The organism is Martelella limonii, from assembly GCF_013344475.1.
GTDB classification, from domain to species: domain Bacteria; phylum Pseudomonadota; class Alphaproteobacteria; order Rhizobiales; family Rhizobiaceae; genus Martelella; species Martelella limonii.
Map to the genome: position 1 here is coordinate 55,745 of NZ_JABUOU010000010.1, position 23,306 is coordinate 79,050.

Annotated in this window: 19 protein-coding genes and 1 riboswitch; of the genes, 14 read left to right on the forward strand and 5 right to left on the reverse strand. The window is 62.3% G+C overall.

Features of this window, described 5'->3' with window-relative positions; genetic code table 11:
• Window positions 1–657: 657 nt before the first annotated feature.
• The 5 genes from HPQ62_RS17795 (at window position 658) to HPQ62_RS17815 (ending at window position 6,630) form a co-directional block, all read left to right on the forward strand.
• Window positions 658–3,660, forward strand: a complete 3,003-nt coding sequence (locus tag HPQ62_RS17795) for a helicase-related protein (protein ID WP_174804024.1) — start codon at window positions 658–660, stop codon at window positions 3,658–3,660.
• Between the two features lie 13 nt (window positions 3,661–3,673).
• Window positions 3,674–4,057, forward strand: a complete 384-nt coding sequence (locus tag HPQ62_RS17800; protein ID WP_174803934.1) for an RNA-binding S4 domain-containing protein — start codon at window positions 3,674–3,676, stop codon at window positions 4,055–4,057.
• Between the two features lie 174 nt (window positions 4,058–4,231).
• The gene (gene fdxA / locus HPQ62_RS17805; protein WP_174803935.1) at window positions 4,232–4,570 is read left to right on the forward strand and encodes a ferredoxin FdxA; all 339 of its coding nucleotides are present in this window, start codon (window positions 4,232–4,234) and stop codon (window positions 4,568–4,570) included.
• Window positions 4,571–4,992: 422 nt separating this feature from the next.
• Window positions 4,993–5,565 carry a CarD family transcriptional regulator gene (locus tag HPQ62_RS17810; RefSeq protein ID WP_174803936.1) on the forward strand — a complete coding sequence of 191 codons (573 nt, stop codon included), beginning with the start codon at window positions 4,993–4,995 and terminating at the stop codon, window positions 5,563–5,565.
• A 201-nt stretch (window positions 5,566–5,766) separates the two neighbouring features.
• Entirely contained in the window at window positions 5,767–6,630 is an 864-nt protein-coding gene (locus HPQ62_RS17815; protein ID WP_174803937.1) for an RNA polymerase factor sigma-32, read from the forward strand.
• A 294-nt stretch (window positions 6,631–6,924) separates the two neighbouring features.
• On the opposite strand, the gene HPQ62_RS17820 is transcribed toward HPQ62_RS17815, so the two are convergent.
• The 4 genes from HPQ62_RS17820 to thiB form a co-directional block, all read right to left on the reverse strand.
• On the reverse strand, window positions 6,925–8,373 hold the full coding sequence (locus tag HPQ62_RS17820) for a M48 family metalloprotease (RefSeq protein ID WP_483308176.1): 1,449 nt from the start codon (window positions 8,371–8,373) through the stop codon (window positions 6,925–6,927).
• Between the two features lie 150 nt (window positions 8,374–8,523).
• Window positions 8,524–9,195 (reverse strand): thiamine ABC transporter ATP-binding protein, encoded by a 672-nt coding sequence (locus HPQ62_RS17825; RefSeq protein ID WP_244629758.1) that lies wholly within the window; start codon window positions 9,193–9,195, stop codon window positions 8,524–8,526.
• Window positions 9,195–10,808, reverse strand: a complete 1,614-nt coding sequence (thiP, locus tag HPQ62_RS17830; protein ID WP_174803939.1) for a thiamine/thiamine pyrophosphate ABC transporter permease — start codon at window positions 10,806–10,808, stop codon at window positions 9,195–9,197. Before thiP ends, HPQ62_RS17825 begins: the two co-directional genes overlap by 1 nt.
• A 34-nt stretch (window positions 10,809–10,842) precedes the next feature.
• Complete coding sequence (gene thiB / locus HPQ62_RS17835) at window positions 10,843–11,850, reverse strand: thiamine ABC transporter substrate binding subunit (RefSeq protein ID WP_174803940.1); 1,008 nt, start codon at window positions 11,848–11,850, stop codon at window positions 10,843–10,845.
• A gap of 41 nt (window positions 11,851–11,891) precedes the next feature.
• Window positions 11,892–11,990, reverse strand: a riboswitch (TPP riboswitch).
• Window positions 11,991–12,216: 226 nt separating this feature from the next.
• Between thiB and HPQ62_RS17840 the strand changes: the two genes are divergently transcribed.
• From HPQ62_RS17840 to HPQ62_RS17860, 5 genes are all read left to right on the forward strand, one after another.
• A complete protein-coding gene (locus HPQ62_RS17840; RefSeq protein WP_174803941.1) occupies window positions 12,217–12,654 on the forward strand; it encodes an FKBP-type peptidyl-prolyl cis-trans isomerase in 438 nt (145 codons plus the stop codon).
• A gap of 375 nt (window positions 12,655–13,029) precedes the next feature.
• On the forward strand, window positions 13,030–14,649 hold the full coding sequence (locus HPQ62_RS17845) for an OpgD/OpgG family glucan biosynthesis protein (protein ID WP_174803942.1): 1,620 nt from the start codon (window positions 13,030–13,032) through the stop codon (window positions 14,647–14,649).
• Complete coding sequence (locus HPQ62_RS17850; RefSeq protein ID WP_174803943.1) at window positions 14,633–14,809, forward strand: hypothetical protein; 177 nt, start codon at window positions 14,633–14,635, stop codon at window positions 14,807–14,809. Before HPQ62_RS17845 ends, HPQ62_RS17850 begins: the two co-directional genes overlap by 17 nt.
• Before the next feature lie 164 nt (window positions 14,810–14,973).
• Window positions 14,974–16,785 carry a glucans biosynthesis glucosyltransferase MdoH gene (gene mdoH / locus HPQ62_RS17855; RefSeq protein ID WP_174803944.1) on the forward strand — a complete coding sequence of 604 codons (1,812 nt, stop codon included), beginning with the start codon at window positions 14,974–14,976 and terminating at the stop codon, window positions 16,783–16,785.
• Between the two features lie 20 nt (window positions 16,786–16,805).
• Window positions 16,806–17,981 carry an OpgC family protein gene (locus tag HPQ62_RS17860; RefSeq protein WP_244629766.1) on the forward strand — a complete coding sequence of 392 codons (1,176 nt, stop codon included), beginning with the start codon at window positions 16,806–16,808 and terminating at the stop codon, window positions 17,979–17,981.
• Here the strand turns inward: HPQ62_RS17860 and HPQ62_RS17865 are convergent.
• The gene (locus HPQ62_RS17865) at window positions 17,973–19,490 is read right to left on the reverse strand and encodes an MFS transporter (RefSeq protein ID WP_174803946.1); all 1,518 of its coding nucleotides are present in this window, start codon (window positions 19,488–19,490) and stop codon (window positions 17,973–17,975) included. The two genes, HPQ62_RS17860 and HPQ62_RS17865, sit on opposite strands and share 9 nt — an antisense overlap.
• Before the next feature lie 120 nt (window positions 19,491–19,610).
• Between HPQ62_RS17865 and HPQ62_RS17870 the strand changes: the two genes are divergently transcribed.
• The 4 genes from HPQ62_RS17870 (at window position 19,611) to HPQ62_RS17885 (ending at window position 23,284) form a co-directional block, all read left to right on the forward strand.
• A complete protein-coding gene (locus tag HPQ62_RS17870) occupies window positions 19,611–20,162 on the forward strand; it encodes a MarR family winged helix-turn-helix transcriptional regulator (protein ID WP_174803947.1) in 552 nt (183 codons plus the stop codon).
• Between the two features lie 91 nt (window positions 20,163–20,253).
• On the forward strand, window positions 20,254–20,904 hold the full coding sequence (locus tag HPQ62_RS17875; protein WP_174803948.1) for a thiamine diphosphokinase: 651 nt from the start codon (window positions 20,254–20,256) through the stop codon (window positions 20,902–20,904).
• 5 nt (window positions 20,905–20,909) lie between these two features.
• Window positions 20,910–22,727, forward strand: a complete 1,818-nt coding sequence (locus tag HPQ62_RS17880; RefSeq protein ID WP_174803949.1) for an ABC-F family ATP-binding cassette domain-containing protein — start codon at window positions 20,910–20,912, stop codon at window positions 22,725–22,727.
• Window positions 22,727–23,284 (forward strand): gamma-glutamylcyclotransferase family protein, encoded by a 558-nt coding sequence (locus HPQ62_RS17885; RefSeq protein WP_174803950.1) that lies wholly within the window; start codon window positions 22,727–22,729, stop codon window positions 23,282–23,284. Before HPQ62_RS17880 ends, HPQ62_RS17885 begins: the two co-directional genes overlap by 1 nt.
• Window positions 23,285–23,306 lie beyond the last annotated feature (22 nt).

Here is a 23,306-nt window from a genome sequence, read left to right on the forward strand (position 1 = left end):
CTCTCGATCAGAATGATTGGACGCTAAACGCGGCCTTTCGCCGGTTTGTTCCCCCGGTCTCCGCATTTAATTGGTGCGACAAATGGTTAACGGTCATCGCCGTTGAGGGCCGGCAAATACCTGAAAAATATGGTTAAAGAAGTCTTACTCCACCAGATGTAGCGGTGAACAAAACGGGAAAACGGGCAGGTAAGCGATTCGTCGCCGATTCGTTCCGGCTTTGACCTGAAGGTTAACGCCAGCCCGACTCGGGGCCTTGTCCGGGGTATCCGCCCACTCAGAAAATGCGTGCGTCAAAGGTTAACGTCGCCGGGCGCAATTCGGCCTTTGCCGGCGATGACTGGAAATTGCGAATCCAGATATGGGCGCATGAACGCGCATCTGCGCAACATCTAGCCGTGAACAAAAAGGGAAGACGGGCGAGTCAGCGATTCGTCTGTGATTCGTTCGCATCTGTTCCAGATCTTAACGCAGCAGCGTTTTTTGACCTCTAAATCCTGCACGGGCCTTGCTTGTGGCCCGCGCACAGGCCATCTATAGAAAAAGCGGTCGCAGCCGGCACGATGAAGCCGACAGGCGCGACGATTGGAGACAGGCCGGGGGCGAGGATTTGGCCCTGACCACACGATTTGGGACCGGACATTGAATTCTGAAGCAATGATCTTGAGCGGACGCGGTGTCACCGCGATGCTCGGTCCGACCAATACCGGCAAGACCCATTTTGCAATCGAGCGCATGGTGGCGCATTCCTCCGGCGTGATCGGCCTGCCGTTGAGGCTGCTTGCGCGTGAGGTCTATACCCGCATCGTCGAGCGCGTCGGCGTCAACAATGTCGCTCTGATCACCGGCGAGGAGAAGATTGCGCCGCCGAAGGCGCGCTTCAGCGTCTGCACCGTGGAAGCGATGCCGCGCGAGACAGACGTTGCCTTCGTCGCCATCGACGAGGTCCAGCTTGCCGGCGATCTCGAGCGCGGCCACATCTTCACAGACCGGATCCTGCATCTGCGCGGGCGCGAGGAGACGCTGCTTCTGGGCTCCGCCACGATGCGGCCGATCCTGCAGAGCCTGCTGCCCGGCATTTCCGTGATCGAGCGGCCGCGTCTCTCCCAGCTTTTCTATGCCGGTCAGAAAAAGATAACGCGCCTTCCGCGCAGGTCCGCGGTCGTCGCGTTCTCCACCGATGAAGTCTATGCGATCGCCGAGCTGATCCGCCGTCAGCGGGGCGGGGCAGCCGTGGTGCTCGGCGCGCTCAGCCCGCGCACCCGCAATGCCCAGGTCGAACTCTACCAGAACGGCGATGTCGAATATCTCGTTGCCACCGACGCGATCGGCATGGGTCTCAATCTCGATGTCGACCATGTCGCCTTTGCCCAGGACCACAAGTTCGACGGCCACCAGTACCGCAATCTCAATCCGGGCGAACTCGGCCAGATCGCCGGCCGCGCCGGCCGCCACATGCGCGACGGCACCTTTGGGGTGACGAGCCGGGTGGCGCCGTTCGACGATGAACTGGTCGAGCGGCTGCAGTCGCATCACTTCGATCCGGTCCGCGTGCTGCAGTGGCGGTCCAAGTCGCTCGACTTCTCCTCGCTCGCCGGTCTGAAGGCGAGCCTCGACGATGTGCCCCGGGTCCAGGGGCTGACGCGGGCACTGCCTGCCGTCGACCAGCGCGCGCTCGAATTCCTGGCCCGCAACCCGGAGGTCGCCGGCAAGGCGGACCGCAGGCAGCGGATCGAACTTTTGTGGGAGGCCTGCGCGCTACCGGATTATCGCCGGATCACGCCCGCCCAGCATGCGGAGCTGATTGCCTCCCTCTATCTTGATCTGGTCAGAAATGGCACGGTGGACGAGGATTTCCTGGCAGCCCAGGTGCGTCATGCCGACCGTACCGATGGCGAAATCGATACGCTGTCGGCGAGAATCGCCCAGATCAGAACATGGACTTATGTGTCGAACCGGCCCGGATGGCTTGCCGATCCGACACACTGGCAGGAAAAGACACGGAAAATCGAGGATCGGCTGTCGGATGCGCTGCATGAGAGGTTGACGAAACGCTTCGTTGACCGCAGGACATCTGTGCTGATGAAGCGCCTGAGAGAGAATGCGATGCTTGAAGCTGAAGTGAGCGTAAATGGTGATGTCTTCGTGGAAGGACATCATGTGGGGGAACTGGCGGGCTTCCGTTTCAAAGCCGTGGCCGGGGCCGAGGGTCCCGATGCCAAGGCCATTGAAGCTGCCGCGCAAAAAGCGCTGGCGCTGGAGTTCGAGGCTCGCGCCGCGCGGCTGCACGCCTCCGGCAATGGCGACCTGGCGCTCGATGCCTCGGGCACCGTGCGCTGGCTCGGTGATCCCGTGGCCCGTCTGGTCGCAACCGACAATGTTTTGAAGCCGCGGGTGATCCTGCTGGCCGATGAACAGCTGACGGGGGCTGCGCGCGATCATGTTGCCGCCCGCATCGAGCGTTACGTCAATCACCAGATCCAGACGGTGCTGAAGCCGCTCGACGATCTTGCCAATGCCGAGGATCTCGAAGGCATCGCCCGCGGTCTCGCCTTCCAGCTGGTCGAGGCTTACGGCGTGCTGTTCCGTCGCGACGTCGCCAATGAGGTGAAGACGCTGGATCAGGATGCGCGCGCATCGCTGCGCCGCTACGGCGTGCGTTTCGGCGCCTACCACGTTTTCATTCCCGCGCTGTTGAAGCCCGCACCTGCCGAAATGATCACGCTGCTCTGGGCGCTGAAGAATGACGGCATGGACAAGCCGGGTTATGGCGATCTGATTTCCGTGCTCGCAGCCGGACGCACCTCGGTCGTGACCGAGCCGTCCTACGAGCGCGAATTCTACAAGCTCGCCGGCTTCCGTTTCCTCGGCAAGCGTGCCGTGCGCATCGATATTCTAGAGCGTCTCGCCGATCTGATCCGTCCGCTGACCCAGTGGAAGCCCGAAACCGGCACGCCGCGCCCGGAAGGCGCCTTTGACGGCCGCCGGTTCGTCACGACGCCCGCGATGATGTCCATCCTCGGCGCAACGGCCGATGACATGGAAGAGATCCTGAAGGGTCTCGGATATCGCGCCGATACGGCAACGGAAGCCGAGGTTGCCGAGATTTCGGACATCCAGGCCTCCCGTGATGCCGAAAAGGCTGCGCGTCAGGCGCCGAGCGGCGTGACGGTGGAGACGGTCGCCAAGAAAGCTGCAACAGAAAAGCCGGTCGATGCGGAAGGCGAAGCCGACGCTGCACCCGAGGCTGAGACCGGGGCGCCTGCAACGGACGCTTCCGCAGGCGCCGCCGAAACGTCCGCCGCGCCGGAGGAAAAGCCCGCCGAGGCCGCCGAGGAAGAGGCAAAGCCGGTTCTCCTGTGGCGTCAGGCCGGCCGCAACGAACGCAACGCGCCCCGCCCCCAGCAGGGCCGTGGCCAGCCGCGCGGCGAAGGCCGCGGGCGCGGTCAGCAGGGCGGCCGCAAGGGCGGCGATCGCAACAACGAAGCCAATGAGCGTTCCGGCAAGGGCGGTGGCAAAGGCCCGGGCAAGGGTCCGCGCCGCGAACGCAATGACGATCAGGCCAATCAGCGTCCGCCGCGGCGCGAGAAGGACAAGCCGGTCGATCCCGATTCGCCCTTCGCCAAGCTCGCTGCGCTGAAGGCGCAGATGAAACGCTGAAGCTGCCGAAGCGATGACGGATACCGCCGAAAGACAGCGCATCGACAAGTGGCTGTTCTTCGCGCGCATCGTGAAATCCCGCTCGCTCGCGCAGAAAATGGTGCGCGACGGGCAGGTCCGGCTCAACGGCGCGCGGGTGATCCGCCCGAGCGTCGACGTCGGCGACGGTGACCGTCTGGTGATTGCGCTCGAACGCCGCGACCTCCATCTGATCGTGCGCGCTGCGGGCGTAAGGCGCGGACCGTATGCGGAGGCGCAGACGCTTTACGAGGATGTCAGCCCCCCGCCTGAAGCGCGCGAGGCGCTGTCCGCCTTCGAGCAGGCCCAGCGCGTGCCGGGTTCCGGGCGGCCGACCAAGAAGGAACGCCGCGAGCTTTCGAAGTTGCGCGGGGACTGAAACCTTCGGGCGGTTTGGAAAGTTCTACCCGTCCGGGCCGGGTTTCGAGCATGAAATGGTCTTGCCGGGCCGTTTGAAAGCCGGTACTCCCCGATCAGAGTTTATGGACGCAAAGCCCCAAACGGGCCGGTTCACGGTTCTGACGGGTTGCGCCGCAGGTTTCTGGAGTTCTTCATGACCTATGTCGTGACCGATAACTGCATCAAGTGCAAATACACCGACTGTGTCGAAGTCTGCCCTGTCGACTGCTTTTACGAGGGCGAGAACTTCCTCGTGATCCATCCCGACGAGTGCATCGACTGCGGGGTTTGCGAGCCGGAATGTCCCGCCGAGGCGATCAAGCCCGACACCGAGCCGGGTCTCGACAAGTGGCTGAAGCTGAACGCCGATTTCTCCGAATCCTGGCCGAACATCACCATCAAGAAGGAGCCGCTTCCCGAGGCGGAGGAGATGGATGGTGTCGAAAACAAGTTCGAGAAGTACTTCTCCGAAAAGCCTGGCGCAGGCGACTGAGTGGTCGGCTTCGGGCGTTGACGCCCCGTCAACAAAGCCTGAATTTTTCGGAGCCGACGGCAATTTTAGGCTTGGCGAATGGTGGCAATTCCGCTAGGTGTCGGCCATGGACCACGTTCCCGTCTGTGACAACGCGTCACGGGCGCACGGCTCATTGATTTCTGCTGCGCGTCGTGCTATATAATTGGCACTGACCCATAAAACGGCAGCATTGCCCGTAAAGCCGAAGAAAGAAATCAACCCAAGCGTCGGATAATCGGATTTTTTGAAGTGCTTCTGCCTTCAGATCACGGTTTCGTGACGTTTTTCGTTGCCCGTTCGATGGATACAGTGGGTGGCAACCTCCGTTGCCCCACCCTCCGGAGCATGCATGTCCGGAACCGGCGCCCGCCGGATGCGTAACAGGGAGTTTTTGAAAGCCTATGACAGTACAACAGAAAAAGCCTGCCGGCCGCCACGGTTTCAAGCCCGGTGAATCCATCGTCTATCCTGCCCACGGCGTTGGCACGATCAGCGCGATCGAGGAGCAGGAAGTGGCCGGCATGAAGCTCGAGCTCTTCGTTATCGAATTCGACAAGGACAAGATGCGCCTGAAGGTGCCGGTTGCCAAGGCCATGAGCATTGGCATGCGCAAGCTTTCGGAAACGGATTTCGTCGAGCGCGCGCTGAAGGTTGTGCAGGGCAAGGCCCGCGTGAAGCGCACCATGTGGTCGCGCCGCGCCCAGGAATACGACGCCAAGATCAATTCCGGCGACCTGATTTCGATTGCCGAAGTGGTTCGTGATCTCTATCGCGCCGAAAACCAGCCCGAGCAGTCCTATTCGGAACGCCAGCTTTATGAGGCAGCGCTCGACCGCATGGCCCGCGAAATCGCAGCCGTCAACAAGATGTCTGATACCGAGGCCGTTCGCCTGATCGAGACCAACCTTGCCAAGAGCCCCAAGCGCGGCAAGACGGCGGAAGAAGAAGACGACGCCCGCGAGGAAGCCGCCTGATCGGCGCTGCTTCTGCACGCATCATTGAAGAAAATCCGGTCTTTTAGGCCGGATTTTTTTATGGACCAGACCTGTTCTTCAAAAAAATGAATTCCATGTTGAACTAAATGGCCCCGAGCCGCGTTCATGATTGAGAGAATGGACGGGACGTAGTCCTGTCCTCTCGTCGACCCGATCACCGCGCCTAACGGGAGCTCTGCCATGGATATCGACGTTCAGGATCACCGTATTGCCAGCGCCGCCATGGCGGCACCCTACCTCACCCGCGAACAGGAAACGGAACTGGCCACCCGCTGGCGGGTGCGCGAAGACAGCGATGCGCGCGACGATATCGCGATGGCCCATCTTCGTCTCGTTGTGTCGATGGCTGGCAAATTCCGCGGCTTCGGGCTTCCGAAATCCGATCTTGTCCAGGAAGGCTATGTCGGGCTTCTTGAAGCGGCCGCCCGGTTCGACCATGAACGCGGCGTCAGATTCTCCACCTATGCAAGCTGGTGGGTGCGTGCCTCGATGCAGGATTACGTGCTGCGCAACTGGTCGATCGTCAGAGGTGGCACAAGTTCTACCCAGAAAGCCCTGTTCTTCAAGCTTCGCCGCCTGCGCGCCAAGATCGCCGCACGCGACCAGAGCATGAGCGCTCAGGCCATCTATGAGGAAATAGCGGCCAGTCTCGGCGTTTCGGTCTCAGATGTTCAGGTGATGGACGCCCGGCTTTCCGGCAATGACGCCTCGCTTCAGGCGCCTGTCAGCGCGGATGGCGAGGATGGTGCGGAGCGGATCGATCTTCTGGTCTGCGATGCGCCGCTGCCCGAAGAGCAGGTTTCCGGCATCATCGATGGCGAGCGGCTGCATCTTCGTCTCAAACGCGCGCTTGGAAAGCTGTCCGCCCGCGAAAACCGCGTCATCCGCGCCCGCAAGCTTGCGGATGACGGCGCGACGCTGGCAGAGCTCGGCGCCGAGCTTGGCATCTCGAAGGAACGCGTGCGCCAGATCGAGAACCGCGCGCTCGAGAAGCTGAAGATGGCCATGACCTCCGAAGGCTCCGTCGAACTCGCGATTGCCTGAGCGCCCATGCAGCTTGCACCGAGCCATCGATATCGGTGAAAGATTCGAGCCGTTCCACATAGCGTGGGACGGCTCGTTTTGTTGTCAAACTTTGCCCTTGAATGCAGGGTCATCCTCGTGCTCGACACGAGGATCCAGGCCATACGGCAAGCGTTCGCAATAATGCCCAGAAGGCACAATCGCTTGAGCTGCCCGGATCAAGTCCAAACATTTCTCCTGCGGGTTCATTTGGCGGATGCATCCGAGCTGTGGCTTTATCGGTAGCCTGAGCCGTTCCGTCAAAGCGGGACGGCTTTACTGCGAAACGATCTTGACCTTGTCGCCAACCGAGAGCGTTGCGCCGGGCGTGATCGCATTCAGCACCTGGAAAAGGGCAAGCTTGCGGTTGGTACCCATCATCTGGGCTGCAATGCTGGCCACCGTGTCGCCAGGTTGTACCGTCACGATCCGGATTCTCAGCGGTTTCAGATTGGCGACCTCGCTTGGCGACAGCTTGTGGAACGAGGAGCGTACCGAGGCGGCAACATTTTGCACCGTGCCGCTGCCGCGCGGGGCGGCGGTCAACAGCCGGTAGATTTCGGCGCCGTCGCGGATGACGGTGACATCGAAGATCCATTCCCCCGCGATCGCGGTGGCGGTGGCCGCCGGCATGCCGTTGACGGTGGTCGTTTCCACCGAGCCGTCCACCAGTCCCGTCACCCATCCGCTGCGCATATAGTCCGCCAGGTCGCGGCGGCCATTGGCCTTGACCCCGTCGAACCGGATCGCGACATCGCCCGGACCCGTCGCGACCACAGCATTTGCCTTGTCCGACATCGAAAAGCCCGGCGGAACCTGGAAGGCGATCTGCAGCTTCGGATGATAGAAATCGCGGTCGCGGATATAGCCCTGATCGGGATTGCTGCCATAGAGCAGGCCATCGATCCCGCTCAGGAAATAGTCGCGGCCGATCTCGGAAGAGCCGACATTGGCATAGAGGGAGGCCTGCTGCGCTGCAAGCTCGATCCGGCGCGGCGTATTGGGGTGGCTCGACAGAAAATCGAGGCTGCCATCCTCGGCACTCGCCGTTTCATACTGGGCATAGGCTGCCATCGAGCGCAGGAAGCGCGAGGCGGCATAGGGATCGTAACCGGCTTCGGCCAGCATGCGGATGCCGATCGCATCGGCCTCGAGCTCCTGCTGCCGCGAGAAGGCGGCAAGGCGCATCTTGCCGCGCGCGGCAATCTGGTCGACCTCCGGATTGCCCGGCAGCACTTCGGAGATCACCTCGTTCGAGATCGCCTCCGCCTCTTCGCGGCGCTGGCGTTCAATGCCGTGATTGGCGGTCACATGCGCCATTTCGTGCGATAGCACGGCGGCAATTTCGGATGCATCCGTTGCAAGCGCCAGAAGGCCGCGGGTCACGTAGAGATAGCCCCCCGGCAGCGCGAAGGCATTGATGCTCGGCGAGTTCAGGATCGTGATCCGGTAGGTCTGGCGCGGATTTTCCGATACGGCCGTGAGAGCGCCTGCCACGCGCGCCACCAGTTTCTCCACCTGCGGATCGCGGTACTGGCCGCCATAGGTCTCGAGAATGCGGGGATGTTCGCGCGCGCCCATCGCGGCATTCGGATCGTTGCGCGTCAGTGCATCGACAGTCTGTTCCGAGACCGCCGGCGTCTCCGGCAGAATGAAGAAAGTATCATTCGTCTGGCATGACGACAGCGCAAGGGCCGCGATCAGGGCGAACACTGAAGGCTGCATGCCCGAAAGCAAGCGGTTGCGTCTGAAATGCGTGTGGCCGCGGCTGACCTTGTTCACCATGCCTGTCGCGTCTTGAAACGCGTCCCTGCTCATTGCCGATCGGAGCGTATCCGGTCGTCTACCCATATTTGACGTTCGCCGCGCCGCCGGTCAATAGCGCGCTGCAAGACGCCCGTCTTCCACAACCAGACGGTGATCCGCAATCGCTTCCACCTCGTCCGGTTCATGCGAGACAATCACAACGGTATTGCCGGATTCGCGATGAAGTTCAAGAAGAAGCCCGCCCATCTCGCTGCGCATCTCCGGATCGAGTGCGGCAAAGGGTTCATCGAGCAACAGTACCGGCCGGTCGCGCACCAGCGCCCGGGCAAAGGCGGCGCGCTGGCGTTCGCCGCCGGAAAGCGTGGCCGGTTTGCGTCTGTCATAACCCGCAAGGCCGACCCGCTCCAGTGCATGGCGTGTGCGCTCTCGCCCGGCGGCATCGAGCTTCAGCGCCGGATCTATGCCGAGTCCGACATTGGTGAAGATGTCGAGATGGGCGAAGAGATTGTTTTCCTGAAATACGACGGTAACCGGACGCTTCGATACATGCAGCGCATTCATGGTCTCGCCGCCGATCCTGACGAGGCCGCTGTCCGGGGTCTCAAAGCCTGCGATCAGATTGAGAAGCGTCGACTTGCCCGAGCCGGACCTGCCGGTGACGGCGGTTACCATTCCGCCCGCAATCGTGGCGTCGAACAGGAACGCCTTGTCGCCGAGACGCAGGGAGACACTCTCAAGCGTGATATCGGCCGGCATGTCAGGCATTGCGGTATCCCTCATCATCTGGCCTCCGGCGCTCTCGTTCCCGCGATCATCAGCACGAGGCAGAGCGCGCCGAGCAGCAGCGCCAGCCCGTCCGCATCTGCGGTGCGATAGCTGCCGAGACGGCTGTAGAGCAGCCAGGGCAGAGTGGTAAGGTCATCGCCGCCGAAGAGCGCAACGGCTCCAAGATCGCCGAGCGACAACGCCATGGCAAAGGAAAGCGCCGTCAGCAGGGGCCGCTTCAGCCCCGGCCAGTCGACGATGCGGATCCGGGCGAGGCCGGAAAGGCCGAGACTGGCCGAAAGCCTTGCGGTGCGAGCCCGGTGCACCGCGATTGCCGGCTGCAGCACGCGCAGCACGAAGGGAAGCGCCATCAGCGCATTGATGCCGGCCACGATCACCGGGGCTGCGGCATCCGTCAGGCCTGCCGGGCGCAGAAGCAGGAACCAGCCCGTCCCAAGGACGATCGGCGGCACCAGCAGCACCAGCGATCCCATGGCTGCGATCGTTGCGCGGAAGCCCCGGGCGGCGGGTCCCGGGCGTTTCGATGCGGCGACAGCGCCGGTCGCGGTGATGAAGGCAAGCGCGATCGCAAGCGAGATCAGGGCGGCGCCAAGCGCGATCCCAAGGCTTGTTGCCGTGGCATGCAGGAAGACCCGCTCGCCGATCAGCCTCAGGAGATCGGCTTTCAGTCCCTTGACGAGGATGATGGCAAGCGGCAGGGCCAGCCAGACGGTGAATGCGCTGATCAGGGCACCGTCCGCAAGCGCCCCGATGCGGCGCGCGCCATCCGGCCGGTCCAGCGCCGTCTCCGCGCTGGAGCCGGGGTCCGAGGCTTTCGGCAGGAAGGCCAGCGCGATCAGCACCGCGCCGGACAGCGCGATCTGCAGCCCCGCAAGGGCGACGGCGCGCGAGGGATTGAAGTCGAACCGGAGCGCCTGGTAGATCGCGACCTCGATCGTGGTGGCCGCCGGCCCGCCGCCGAGGATCAACACGAGCGTGAAGGATGTGGCGCAGAGCATGAAGATCAGCCCGGCAACGCCCGCAATCAGCGGCGCGATCACCGGCCATTCGATGAAGCGGAACACCGCGCGGCCGGGCATGGAGAGCATGGCGGCGGAGCGGAAATATTCCTGCGGCACCCGTTCCAGCCCCGCCAGAAGCAGCCGGGCCGCGAGCGGCAGGTTGAAATAGACATGGGCAAGCAGAATGCCCTGAAGGCCGTAGATCTGCAGCGGACGGCCGAATCCCGCAAGGGTCAGGAGATCGTTGGCGAGCCCCTGCCGACCCCAGATGCCGAGCAGGCCAAGCGCGCCGATCAGGACCGGCAGTCCGAGCGGAACCGCCATCAGCCGCACGATCCAGAGCCTGCCCGGAAAGTGCGGACGCCGCGCAAGCGCGCGGGCGACGGGGATCGCAAGGGCAACTGAGATCACGGTCGAGAGCGCTGCCTGCCACAGCGTGAAGCGGAGGATGCGCCAGATATAGGGCTCGTCGAAGACGGCGACGGCGTCCTCGATCCGTCCGAAACCGGACAGTGCCGCGAGCGCCACGAGGATGAAGCCGAAGACGGCGGCAAGGGCGGCGATCCCGTAGCCATAGCTGCGCTGCCGTTCGGCTGCCGAGATCATCCCTGGTTCATCTCCGGCATAAACCCATCCATCTTCAACGGGCGCTCATCGCGTTCAGCCATTCATCGATCCAGATCTGACGGTTCTCGGCAATCGTCTCCGGCGAAAACTGAAGCGTCTTTTCGGGCTTCACCGCATTTTCGAAGGCTGCGGGCAGCGGATCGGTGGTCGGGGCGACCGGCATCATCCAGTTATGGGTCGGGATCGCATCCTGAAAGCCTGGCGTCAGGATGAATTCGAGAAAGGAGCGCGCAAGCTCCGGATCGTCGGCCATCGCCGTCATCGCGGCAACCTCGATCTGGATATAGAGCCCGTCCTTGAAATCGATCGCCTTGTAGCGGTCGCTGTTTTCCTCGATCTCGTGATAGGCCGGCGAGGTGGTGTAGGAAAGCACCATCGGCGCCTCGCCGCTGGTGAACAGGCCATAGGCCTCCGACCAGCCGGGAGCGACGGTCAGGATCCGGTCGGACAGTTTTTCCCATTGTGCGGCGGCATCATCGCCATAGACGGCCTTCATCCACAGCAGCATGCCGAGCCCCGGCGTCGATGTGCGCGGATCCTCGATCACCAGCTTCTGGTCGGCCGGACCATCGATCAGCTCGTCCAGCGTCGAGGGCGTGTTCGAGATGCTCTTTGTGTCGTAGACGATATCGAAATAGCCATAGTCGAAGGGCACGAACACATCATCTGCGAAACCGCCGGGGATTGCGGCGGCCTCTGTTGCAACGCCGGACTTTGCGAAAAATCCGGTTTCCTTCGCCTCGTGGATGAGGTTGTTGTCGAGGCCGAGAACGATATCGGCGGGGCTCGACTTGCCTTCGAGCTTCAAGCGGTTGAGGAGCGCAACGCCGTCGGCAACGCTCACGAATTTGAGGGTGCAGCCGCACTCGGCTTCGAATGCCGTCTTGACCAGAGGGCCCGGCCCCCATTCGGCATCGAAGCTTTCATAGGTATAGACGGTCAGCACCTTTTCCTCGGCTGCAGCGGCCGGCAGGGCAGCGAGCGTTGCAAGGGCTGCAATGGCAAAAGCTGTGCGGGTCATGATGACGCCTCCTTTTTATTCGATAACAGAATGGGAAAAGGGCGTCTGGCGCGTCTAATCCCTCCGCCGGTGCTAGCCGGATCAGGTTCCTCGGGTTGGCCTCAGGCCTCTCAGCGACAATCGCACCCCGTTAGAGCTGATCCACACCTATCGCGGCGCCCATGCCATTGCAAGAGGCGCCCGATTTGAAAAAATGGCCCGGAGACATTAGGTAAAGGGCGCGTCCGGCGCGCCGGATGCAACATCGTCGTCATGCAAAGATAAGCGTGTCGGCTCATCCTTCAGGGGGCGAAAGCGCTCTGGAAACCGGAAACGGCGTGGTCGCAAGGCGTCCGCGTGCAGTGTACAAAGGAAGGAGCACACGAAATGACTGAAGCCAAAACAGGCGATCTCGTTCGTATTCATTATACCGGAACCCTCAATGACGGTTCCACCTTCGACAGTTCGGAAGGCCGCCAGCCGCTTGAATTTACCGTGGGCGCCGGCCAGATCATTCCCGGCCTCGACCGCGAGATCGCAGGCATGAATGTCGGCGACAGCCGCGACGTCAAGGTCGTCTCGACCGAGGCATACGGTCCGCATGATCCGCAGAAGGTTCAGGTCGTGCCGCGTTCGGCGATGCCGCAGGAGATCGAGGTTGCGCCCGGAATGCAGCTTCAGGCCCGCACGCCCGATGGCCAGACCGTGCCGCTGATCGTGACCAAGGTCGAAGAGCAGGAAGTCACGGTGGACGCCAATCATCCGCTGGCAGGACAGGACCTGAACTTCGCCGTGGAGCTGGTCGAGATCGTCAAGGCAGCCTGACCGAGGGGTGCACGCGACGCTTTTTGCAGATGTGAAAATATTGCGGCGCGAAGGTGGCAGCTTGCCTTTATTTCGCCATTTTTTGGCTGAATGGCTTTGCTGGCAGGGGCTGGGATGCAACTCTGCATGCCGGCCCCTTTTTGGTGAGTGAAAATCAATGCCGGATTCCCGGAGCCTTTGTTCTCTCGACCTTAAAATTTCCTTTTTTTTGTTGGAACCGGAAGCGGTTTTCCTCGTTTGGGAGTCGTTCGCGGCAGCTTTAGCATCGCCAGCATAGCATTGTTGTATTTGCCCTTTCGGCACCTTAAGGGGATAGCCCTGTTGCCCTGCACCATTTCTGATTATCTAGCCATTTGAACCTGACGGGAAATTCGCATGAAGAGACGAACCTTTCTGGCCCAGACAGCGGTTGGCGCACTTGCATTGTCCGGTGTTGCCGGCACGGCGCTTGCGCAGCAGGCTGTCGAACCAGGAAAGATGCCTGAGGCGAACGCCACCGTCGATGCCGGTGGTCCGCCTCCTGACGCCTTCAATTTCGACAAGCTTACGGAGCAGATGAAGGCCGCGGCATCACAGCCCTATGAGGAACCTTCCCAGGAGGTTCCAGCACCTTTCAATGACCTGCAATATGATGACTACCGCGCGATCCGCTACGATCCCAACAAGGCGATCTGGCGTGATCAGTCGGATTTCCAGCTGCAGGCCTTTGCGCTCGGCTGGCTGTTCAAGACGCCGGTCGACATCTACGAGGTTGCCGATGGCGAAGCCGAGAAGCTCGTCTTCACCGGCGATGACTTCATCTATCGCGAGCCGCTGAATGTCGACCAGTTCCATGGCGTCAAGCTGCCGGGCGTGGCAGGCTTCAGGATCAACTATCCGCTCAACCGGCCGGAAGTCTCCGATGAGCTGATCTCGTTCCTCGGCTCGTCCTATTTCCGTGCGCTCGGCCAGGGCAATCTTTACGGGCTTTCGGCGCGGGGCCTTGCGGTCAACACCGCGACGAGCCAGGGCGAGGAATTTCCGCGCTTTTCGGCGTTCTACATCATGCGGCCCGCGTCTGAGAACGACAAGATCACGGTGTTCGCCGCGCTCGACGGTCCGAGCGTGACCGGCGCCTATCGTTTCGTGATCACGCCGGGCAAGAACACCCGCATGGATGTGACGGCGCGACTCTTTTTCCGGAACGATATCGAGCGTCTGGGCGTTGCTCCCATGACATCGATGTTCCTGTTCGGGCCGGCCAATCATCATGCCTTTGATGATTACCGCGAACGGGTGCATGACAGTGAAGGTCTCAAGATTGTCCGGGCCGACGGGACGGAGTTGTGGCGTAACCTGCAGAATGCAAAGTCGCTCGCCAATTCCTTCTTCGGCGAAACCAATCCGCGCGCGTTCGGTCTCTACCAGCGCCACCGCGAATTTGCGGATTACCAGGATGCCGAGGCCCATTACGAACGCCGCCCGTCACTCCTGGTGGAGCCGGTCGGAAATTGGGGCAAGGGAACGATCTCTCTGGTCGAAATCCCGACGGACAAGGAAGTCAACGACAACATCGTTTGCTTCTGGCAGCCCGAAAGCCCCGCCAGGAAGGGCGGTTCCGCCGAATTCGGATACCGGCTGACCTGGGGTACGATCGAAGAGGATCAGGGGCGTCTCGCCCGCGTGATCGATATTCGAAGCGGCGAGGGCGGTGTTTCCGGCGTCGCCAACAAGGACGATAACGTGCGCAAGCTCGTTGTCGATTTTGCAGGCGGGCCGCTCGATGACATGGCACCCGGTTCGGAACTTCAGGAGCGCCTGCACATTACCAATGGAGAGATCGTGCATTCAACGGTGTCTTCTGTCAGGGGCCAGGGTGTCTGGCGGCTGGCGATAGACGTGAAGCCCGCCGGGGATGCACCGGTGGAAATTGTAGCGGCTCTGACAGACGGAAGCCGCGATGTGAGTGAAGTATGGTTATATCAGTGGAGACAAGGCGATGACCAACCAGATTAATGGGTCAGACCATAAGACTGAATTCAGCCGGTTTCTCCCGGCTTCAGCGCCGCTCCCCATGCCCGAGCAGTTGCTCGAGCGTCCGCGCCATCAGGGCGTGATCGCGACGATCCTGTCGCCGGTCATGCTTTGGCAGCGTCCGCGCTCGGCACGGCTTTAGGACAATTGCGGGCCGTCAGAGGCCCGCAATGAGCGGCAAGACATGCGAGCGGGGCTGTGTTCCTCCCAGGGCAGCCCCGCTTTCCACGTTTAAAGGGTAGAAATCCGGTATTCTCTGCCAACCGCGACCCCAAAGGTGCGGTTTTGCGGTTTTAAGGATCACCAATGCTGGCCTTCAGGCGCATATTCTCAGTCGTATTCGCAGCCATCGTTGCCATCGCGGCCTCGCGCCTTGCGATGGACGTTTTCTTTGCCGACGGCACGGACTGGGTGGATTTCGTCCGGATTTTCCTGTGCGCATCGACAGCGGCATGGATCGCGTGGGGTGCTGCGCTCGGCATTGGCGGCTTGATCGGCCGGCGGATGAAGACGCCGCCGCGCGCTTCGCTTTCCGAAAGCGGCCAGGCGGCGCGCACCGCGATCCTCATCCCGGTCTACAACGAAGATCCGCGGGCAACCTTTTCTTCGGCGGCCGCGATGGCGCACTCGCTGGCAAAAACGCCCCATGCCGGGCTTTTCGATATCGCCATCCTCTCCGACAGCCGGGATCCGGAGGTGATTGCCGATGAGGAGCAGTGGTTCCTCGGGCTCCACGCCGAAATGCCGCAGGGCATCGGCGCCTTCTATCGCCGCCGCAGCGACAATACCGGTAAAAAGGCGGGCAATATCGGCGATTTCGTGCGCCGCCACGGCGCAAAATATACCTATATGCTGATCCTCGATGCCGACAGCCTGATGGAAGGCGAGACCATCGTTGAAATGCTGCGGCGCATGGAAGCCGAGCCGCGGCTCGGCCTGTTGCAGACGCTGCCGAAGATCATTGCATCGAAAACCTGGTTTGCGCGGGCGCTGCAGTTTTCCGCAAGTCTGTTTTCGCCGATCTTTACCCGCGGTTTGGCGCGGATGCAGGGCAATGAGGGGCCGTTCTGGGGCCACAATGCGATGGTGCGCACCGTTGCATTCGCCGAAAGCTGCGGCCTGCCCGCGCTGACCGGCGCCCCGCCGTTCGGCGGCCATATTCTCAGCCATGACTATGTCGAGGCTGCCCTTCTGACCCGTCAGGGCTGGATCGTGCGCGTCGATGCCGACCTTGAGGGGTCCTATGAGGAAGGCCCGCAGAACGCCATCGACTATGCCAAGCGCGACCGGCGCTGGTGCCAGGGCAATCTCCAGCATATCCGGCTGCTGACCGCGCCGGGTCTGCATGGCTGGAACCGGTTCACCTTTTTCCAGGGCGTGATGGCCTATCTGAGTTCGCCGCTGTGGATGGCTTTTATCGCCGCCTCTATCGTGGCGCCCCTGTTTGCGCCGGCGATCGACTATTTCCCGAGCCCCTATCTGCCGGCGATCTTCCCGCGCGCGCAGACGGCGCTTGCCGTGACGCTGCTGGTCGGCGTCGGCGGTCTTCTGATCGGCCCGAAGTTGCTGATTGCGCTCCGCTCCGGCGTAACCGGCGAAGCGCGCAGGTTTGGCGGCTTCTTCCGGGTGTTGTTCTCGACGCTTGCGGAAATCATCTGGTCGTCGCTGCTCGCGCCGATCACGCTCATGTACCAGAGCCGCTCCGTGCTGCAGGTGATTTTCGGCATGGATGGCGGCTGGCCGTCTTCGGATCGCGAAGGCCAGTCGCTCCGCTATGGCCAGGCCTTTGCCGCAAGCTGGTGGATCGTGCTGACCGGCATCATCATGATGGTAGGCGCATGGACGCTGGCGCCGGACTTGTTCTGGTGGCTGACGCCGATCGCCGTGCCGCAGATCCTGTCGCCGTTTCTGATTGCCGCGAGCTCCTCGCCGAAGAGCGGGCGCATCGCCTTTGCGATCGGACTTTTCCGGACGCCCGAAGAACAGAAGCGTCCGCCGATCATGCTGGAACGCGATGCCGTCCTCGCGCGTTGGCAGGAAAAGCCTGCGATCGACCGCGATGCCTATCTGGTCGGAGAGCAGAAGGACGCGGCGGAAACCGCTTATTCGGCGTTTTAGGGATAAGATAGTTGAGTGCGATGAAGTCCAATGCCGGCGTGGCGCCGGCTCCGGTGAAGAGCAAGCGCGATCCGCGCATCGATGTCCTGCGCGGTCTGGCGCTGATCATCATCTTCATCGACCATGTGCCGGAAAACCTTTATTCCTACTACACGATGCGGATGTACGGCTTTGCCGATGCGGCGGAAGCCTTCGTTCTGATCTCGGGCATTTCGGCGGGTCTTGCCTATAGCGGGCGGTTCGTTGCGGGCTCGATGATGGAGACCGCAGTGCGGATCTGGCGCAGGGCCGGCACCATTTACGGCGCCCATATGTTCACCACGCTCGTCGTCCTCGCGCTTGCTACGCCACTGCTGGTGGCATTCGGCATGGAGGCATTTGCGGAGGAAAGCGGGCTTGCCTGGCTCTGGAAGGCGCCGTTCTCGACGATTACCGGCTCTGCCCTGCTCAGCTACCAGATCAGCTATTTCAATATTCTGCCGCTCTACATCGTGCTGTTCCTGGTGTTGCCGGGCCTGCTTTATCTCGGCATGCGCAGCCTGTCGCTGATGCTGGCGGTCTCGGCCGCGATCTGGCTTTTCACGCGCTATCTCGGCTACCAGATCCCGGCCTATCCGGCCGACTGGGCATGGTATTTCAACCCTTTCTGCTGGCAGCTTCTGTTTGCGATCGGGCTCGCGGTCGGCATTTGCCATCGCCGCGGCAAGGCCTTTGTTCCGTTTCATCCGGTGCTTTATGCGGCGGCGGTCGCCTTTGTGGTCTTCGCCCTCTACTGGCGGCTGAGCGGAAACTACAATTTTCCTTTCCCCGATTTCATGCCGCAGTTCATCGCCGACACAGGCAAGGAGCGTCTGAGCCTGCCGCGTATCGCGCATATTCTGGCGCTCGCCTATATCCTGATCTATCTGCCGGGCCTGCGGACATTTCTGGGCCGGCCGGTGTTCGAGCCGATCAATGTCATGGGCCGCGCGAGCCTTACGACCTTCGTGACCGGCTCGCTGATCGCCTTCGCGCTGCAGATCTTCCGGGAAATGGTCGGTACCACGCTTTTGCAGGATACGCTGCTGTTGCTTGCGGGCCTCGTCCTCCAGTATCTCGCCGCGCGCAATTCCCTCTCCCGCGCGGCACGGGGCAAGGCGGTGATGCCGCCCGCGATCACGCCGCCGCCCGGTACGGCCGTCAAGCGGTCAAGCTGAAGAGCCTTTCGGCTTTTCTGCGGCTGTGCCGAGGACGGCAGGCCTCAGCGCGAATGCGGCGATGATGCCGATCAGACAGATGGCCGTCGCGAACCCGAAGAGCATGGTGAAGGCGTCTGCATAGCCGGCGACGGCAGCCGATCGTGCGGGCTCTTTAAGTCCTGCGATCGCTGCCGGGGAAAGTCCTGTCAGATCGCCCACGCCCGGTATCGCCTGAAAGCGCGCGATGCCGTGCGCAAGGATTGCGCCATAGACAGAGATGCTGGCGGAGGCGCCGACCATGCGCGACAGCGTCACCGTTCCGGTCGCAGCGCCGACATCGCCGCCGCGCGCGGCATTTTGAACGCCCAGAACCGGAACCTGCTGGCCGAAACCGATGCCGATGCCATGAAAAGCCATGATCACGGCGATGAGCGCAAGCGGCATGGAGGACGAGAACAGCGACAGTGTTGCAAGTGCCAGGGCAGAGAGCGTCAGGCCCCATATGGCGAAGGGCCGATAGCGGCCCGTCGCAGACATCAGCCGTCCGCTCACAAGCGCGCCGAGAACGAGGCCGCCGGTAATGGGTATGAAGAACAGGCCCGCCGTGGTTGGCGAGAGCGTGTGAACGGACTGCAGGAACAGCGCGAAATAGTTGACCATGCCGATCGCGACGCTGCCGCTTGCCGCCGAAAAGATCAGAAGCAGCACCACCGTCGGATTGGCAAACAGGGAAAGCGGGATGATCGGCTCCGGCGCGCGCCGCTCGACCAGCACGAACAGGAAGACAAGCACGGCGGATGTGCCAAGCAGCGCCAGGCTCAAGGGGGCAACCATGGAGCCGAACAGTTCGCCGGAATCGCACCAGAGCACGAGACCCGTGACGGCGAGCGCAAGCAGGACGGCGCCGGCATAGTCGATCCGTGGCGTGCGGCCCGTCCGGCGGTTGGGTATGAGAATGTAGAGCCCGGCAAGCACAATGAGGCCGACCGGCAGGTTGACGAGAAAGATCGAGCGCCAGCCGAAGGCGGCGGTCATCGTGCCGCCGAGGATCGGGCCAAGCGCGCCGGAGGTCATCAGGACGAGGCTTGCATAGCTCTGGTATTTCGCGCGCTCGCGGGCCTCGAAGAGATCGGCGTTGAGCGAGAAGATCGATACCATCAGCCCGCCGCCGCCAAGGCCCTGCAGCGCGCGTGCCGCGATCAGCGTGTTCATCGAGACGGCAAGGCCACATGTCAGGGAGCCGATCAGGAAAAGCACGATGGCGGCCATCAGCACATATTTCCGCCCGATAAGGTCGCCAAGCTTGCCATAGATCGGCATCACCGCGCATGACGCGAGCAGATAGGCCGAGGCGACCCAGCCAAACCGTTCGATGGCTCCGAACTCGCCGACGATCGTCGGCAGGGCGGTCGAGACGATCTGGTTGTCGAGCGTTGCCAGGAACATGGACAGCAGCAGGAAGAGAAAGGCCGCGATGCGTCTCTTCGGGCTTTCGACCAGTGAAACGAAGGGGATGTGTTCCTGCATGAAAGCGCGGCCTCGGCTGAAAATGAAGCCGATTTATGTGCTGATAGCAAATAGTTGTCAACAGCATGAATATGCATAATGCATATTCCCAATTTCCCCATCATCTGATAGACAGGAAGCATGACCGAGCAAAGCCCCGAAATGCCCGACACCCATGACGATTCCATGGCGCTGCTGTCCGATGCGATCACCCAGCACAGGCTGATGATGCGGCGCCGGATCATCGGCCGGATCGCCATCGCCAATGTCGCGCCCGCGCTCGAAATCACCCATCTCGACGTGCTTGATGTGGTCTTTCGCGCAGGCCAGGTCGACCGTGCGACGATCGGGTCGGTCGCGGAGGGCATGCGCATCGATCCTTCGCGCGCGAGCCGGATCGTGGCAGAACTCGTTTCCCAGGATGTGCTGGAACGGCGGGTCTGCCAGAATGATGCCCGCCGCTCGATCCTGGTGATCACGCCCAAAGGTCAGGTCCTGCTCAACGAGGTACATGCCGTCAAGCGGCAATTGCTCGAAAGCGTGACGGCGCACTGGTCCGCGGATGACCTCGCTCAGTTCTCCGTTTTGTATCACCGCTTCGTCGACGGGCTGGAGGATTATGCCCGCAACCATGCCGGCGGCGAGGATGCCGAGCCGGTGGTCAACGCCCCCAAGGCTCCCAGGGCCGTCTGACCGGTACTGCCTTGCCCTTTGACCGTTTCGTCCCCCGCCGCCGCCGCGATCGCCCTTTCAATTGAGGGCGATCCGCTTTAATGCGTAGGCGATGAACAGGTCCTTCACGATATTGCTGGGCGGCGCGCTTGCCGTTGACGCGCGCGTGCGTGCGCTGGTGGCTGAAAGCCGCGTGATCGCTGCCGATGGCGGCATGCGCCATGCCGCCGCGCTTTCCGTGACGCCGGAAGTCTGGGTGGGTGATTTCGATTCCTCGGAAAGCGACCTGATCGGGCGCTATCCGAAGATCGAGCGCAGGAACTTTCCGCCGGCCAAGAATCTGACCGATGGCGCGCTGGCCGTCGAAGAGGCGATCGATCGCGGCGCGCGGCGCATCGTGATGGCAGGCGCGCTGCAGGGCGCGCGCACCGATCACGGTCTGATGAACATGCTGCTGGCGGTCCGCCTGGCCGGGGAGGGGACCGAGATCATCCTGACATCCGGCGAGGAAGAGGCCTATCCGCTGCTTGCCGGCGAGATCACGGTCGACATGCCGGAGGGAGCATTGTTTTCCGTGCTCGGCTTTTCCGCGCTCGAAGGCCTGTCGATCGACAATGCCGTCTATCCGCTCGACGATTTCGCACTGCCCTTCGGCGTGGCGCGTGCCGTTTCCAACAAGGCGAGGGGCGGGCCGGTGCGCTTCGCCTTGAAAAACGGTGTCGGGATCATCATTCTCCGGCCGCATGATTTTTCTGGAGTGTGAGGCGCATGCCCCCGATTTTGAAACTCGACGATATCCATCTGAGCTTCGGCGGAACGCCGCTTCTGTCCGGTGCCGGACTGCAGGTGGAGCCGGGTGACCGCATCTGCCTTGTCGGGCGCAACGGTTCTGGCAAATCGACAATGTTGAAGATTGCCGCGGGCCTGGTCGAGGCGCAGTCCGGCGAAATCTTCCGCCAGCCATCCGCCACCATCCGCTATCTCGAGCAGGCGCCCGATTTTGCAGGCTATGACACGGTCGAAGCCTATGTCGTCGCCGGCCTTGCTCCCGGTGACGAGCATTACCGCGCCGATTACATGATGGAACATCTGGGCGTTTCGCCGTCCGCCGATCCGAAGACGCTGTCGGGCGGCGAGGCGCGCCGGGCGGCGCTTGCCCGTGTGCTCGCGCCCGAGCCCGATATCCTGCTGCTTGACGAGCCGACCAACCATCTCGACCTCACCACCATCGAATGGCTGGAAGAAGAGCTTGCGGGCACGCGCTCGGCCATGGTGCTGATCTCGCATGACCGGCGCTTTCTCGAAAACGTCTCGACCGCCACCGTCTGGCTCGACAGGGGCAATGCGCGGCGCATGGATCGCGGCTTTGCCCATTTCGAGGAATGGCGCGACAAGGTGCTGGAAGAGGAAGAGGCAGAGCAGCACAAGCTGTCGCGCGCCATCGTGCGCGAGGAGCACTGGCTGCGCTACGGCGTCACGGCAAGGCGCAAGCGCAACATGCGCCGCCTTGGCGAGCTGCACGACATGCGCGCCCGTCACCGCGATCATCGGGGCCCCCAGGGAACGGTCAACGCCACCGTGAGCGAGGTGCGCGAAAGCGGCAAGCTGGTGATCGAGGCGGAAGGCATCACCAAGACCTTCGGCAGCCGCGACATCGTCAAGCCGTTTTCGCTGAGGGTGTCGCGCGGCGACCGCATCGGTCTCGTCGGCCCCAATGGCGCGGGAAAGACCACGCTTTTGAAAATGCTCACCGGCGAGCTTGCGCCCGATTCTGGCTTCGTCCGCCTCGGCGTCAATCTCGAGATCGCGGTGATCGACCAGAAGCGCGAGGACCTCGACCCGGAGGATACGCTCGCGCATTATCTGACTGACGGACGCGGCGATACGCTGCTGGTCAATGGCGAACAGCGCCATGTCACCGGCTACATGAAGGACTTCCTGTTCCAGCCCGAACAGGCGCGTACTCCGATCCGCAATCTCTCGGGCGGCGAGCGGGCGCGGCTGATGCTCGCCCGCATCCTGGCGCGGCCGTCGAACCTCTTGATCCTCGACGAGCCGACCAATGATCTCGATATCGAAACGCTCGATCTTCTGCAGGAAATTGTCGCGGGCTTTGCCGGAAGCGTCATTCTGGTCTCGCATGACCGTGATTTTCTCGACCGCACCGTGACCTCGACGATCGCGCCGGCAAACCCTCTTTCGCCCGATGGCGAGTGGCTCGAATATGCCGGCGGCTATTCCGACATGATGGCCCAGCGCAAGGGCGCTGCCGCCGAGGCGAAGGCGCAGGAGAAGCGCGAAAAGCAGGCCGCGCGCGAAAACGCGGCTCCCGTTGCCCAGAAGGCCAGGGGAAAGCTCTCCTTCAAGCAGAAATTCGCGCTTGAGAACCTGCCGAAGGAAATGGCGAAGATCGAGTCCGATATCGGAAAGCTCGAACAACGCATGGCCGATCCGCAGTTCTTCGCCCGCGATCCGGACGGCTTTTCCAAGGCTGCCAAGGTTCTGGAGCGCGAACGCGAAAAGCTTGTCGCGATGGAAGAGGAATGGCTGGAGCTGGAAATGCTGCGCGAGGAACTGGAAGGCTGATGACGCTGTTCTACTTTGCCTTCGGCTCCAACATGCTGACGGAGCGGCTCACCCGCCGCTGCCCTTCGGCACGCCCTGTCGGGCCGGCGGTGATGGAAGACCATGCGCTCGCCTTTTCCAAGATCGGGCGCGAGGGCTCCGGCAAGGCGACGATCTTCAGCCAGCCGGGCAGCGAGGTCTATGGCGTGCTGTTCAAGCTCGACCGCCGCGAGCTGCCGCTGCTTGATGCCTTTGAAGGCAAGGGCAGCGGCTATGACCGGATCGATGACTGTCCGGTGCGCCCGTTCGGCGTTCTGGATCCGGTTCCGGCAAGCACCTACATGGCGCCGCCCGCTTTCTGCGATCCATCGCTTTTACCCTTCGACTGGTATCACGCACTGGTGCTGGCGGGGGCGCGCCAGCACGGCCTGCCGGAGCACTATGTCGCAAATCTCGCCGCTGCCGCATATCAGCCAGATCCTGAAACCCTTCGTCCGACAGCCCTGGAAGCCTTCGAGGTACTGACCTGCGCCGGCTTTGGCGATGAGCGCGCTCGCAAGGCTTTCAATCGTCCTTGAAAGACGATAGGCCGGACACCTA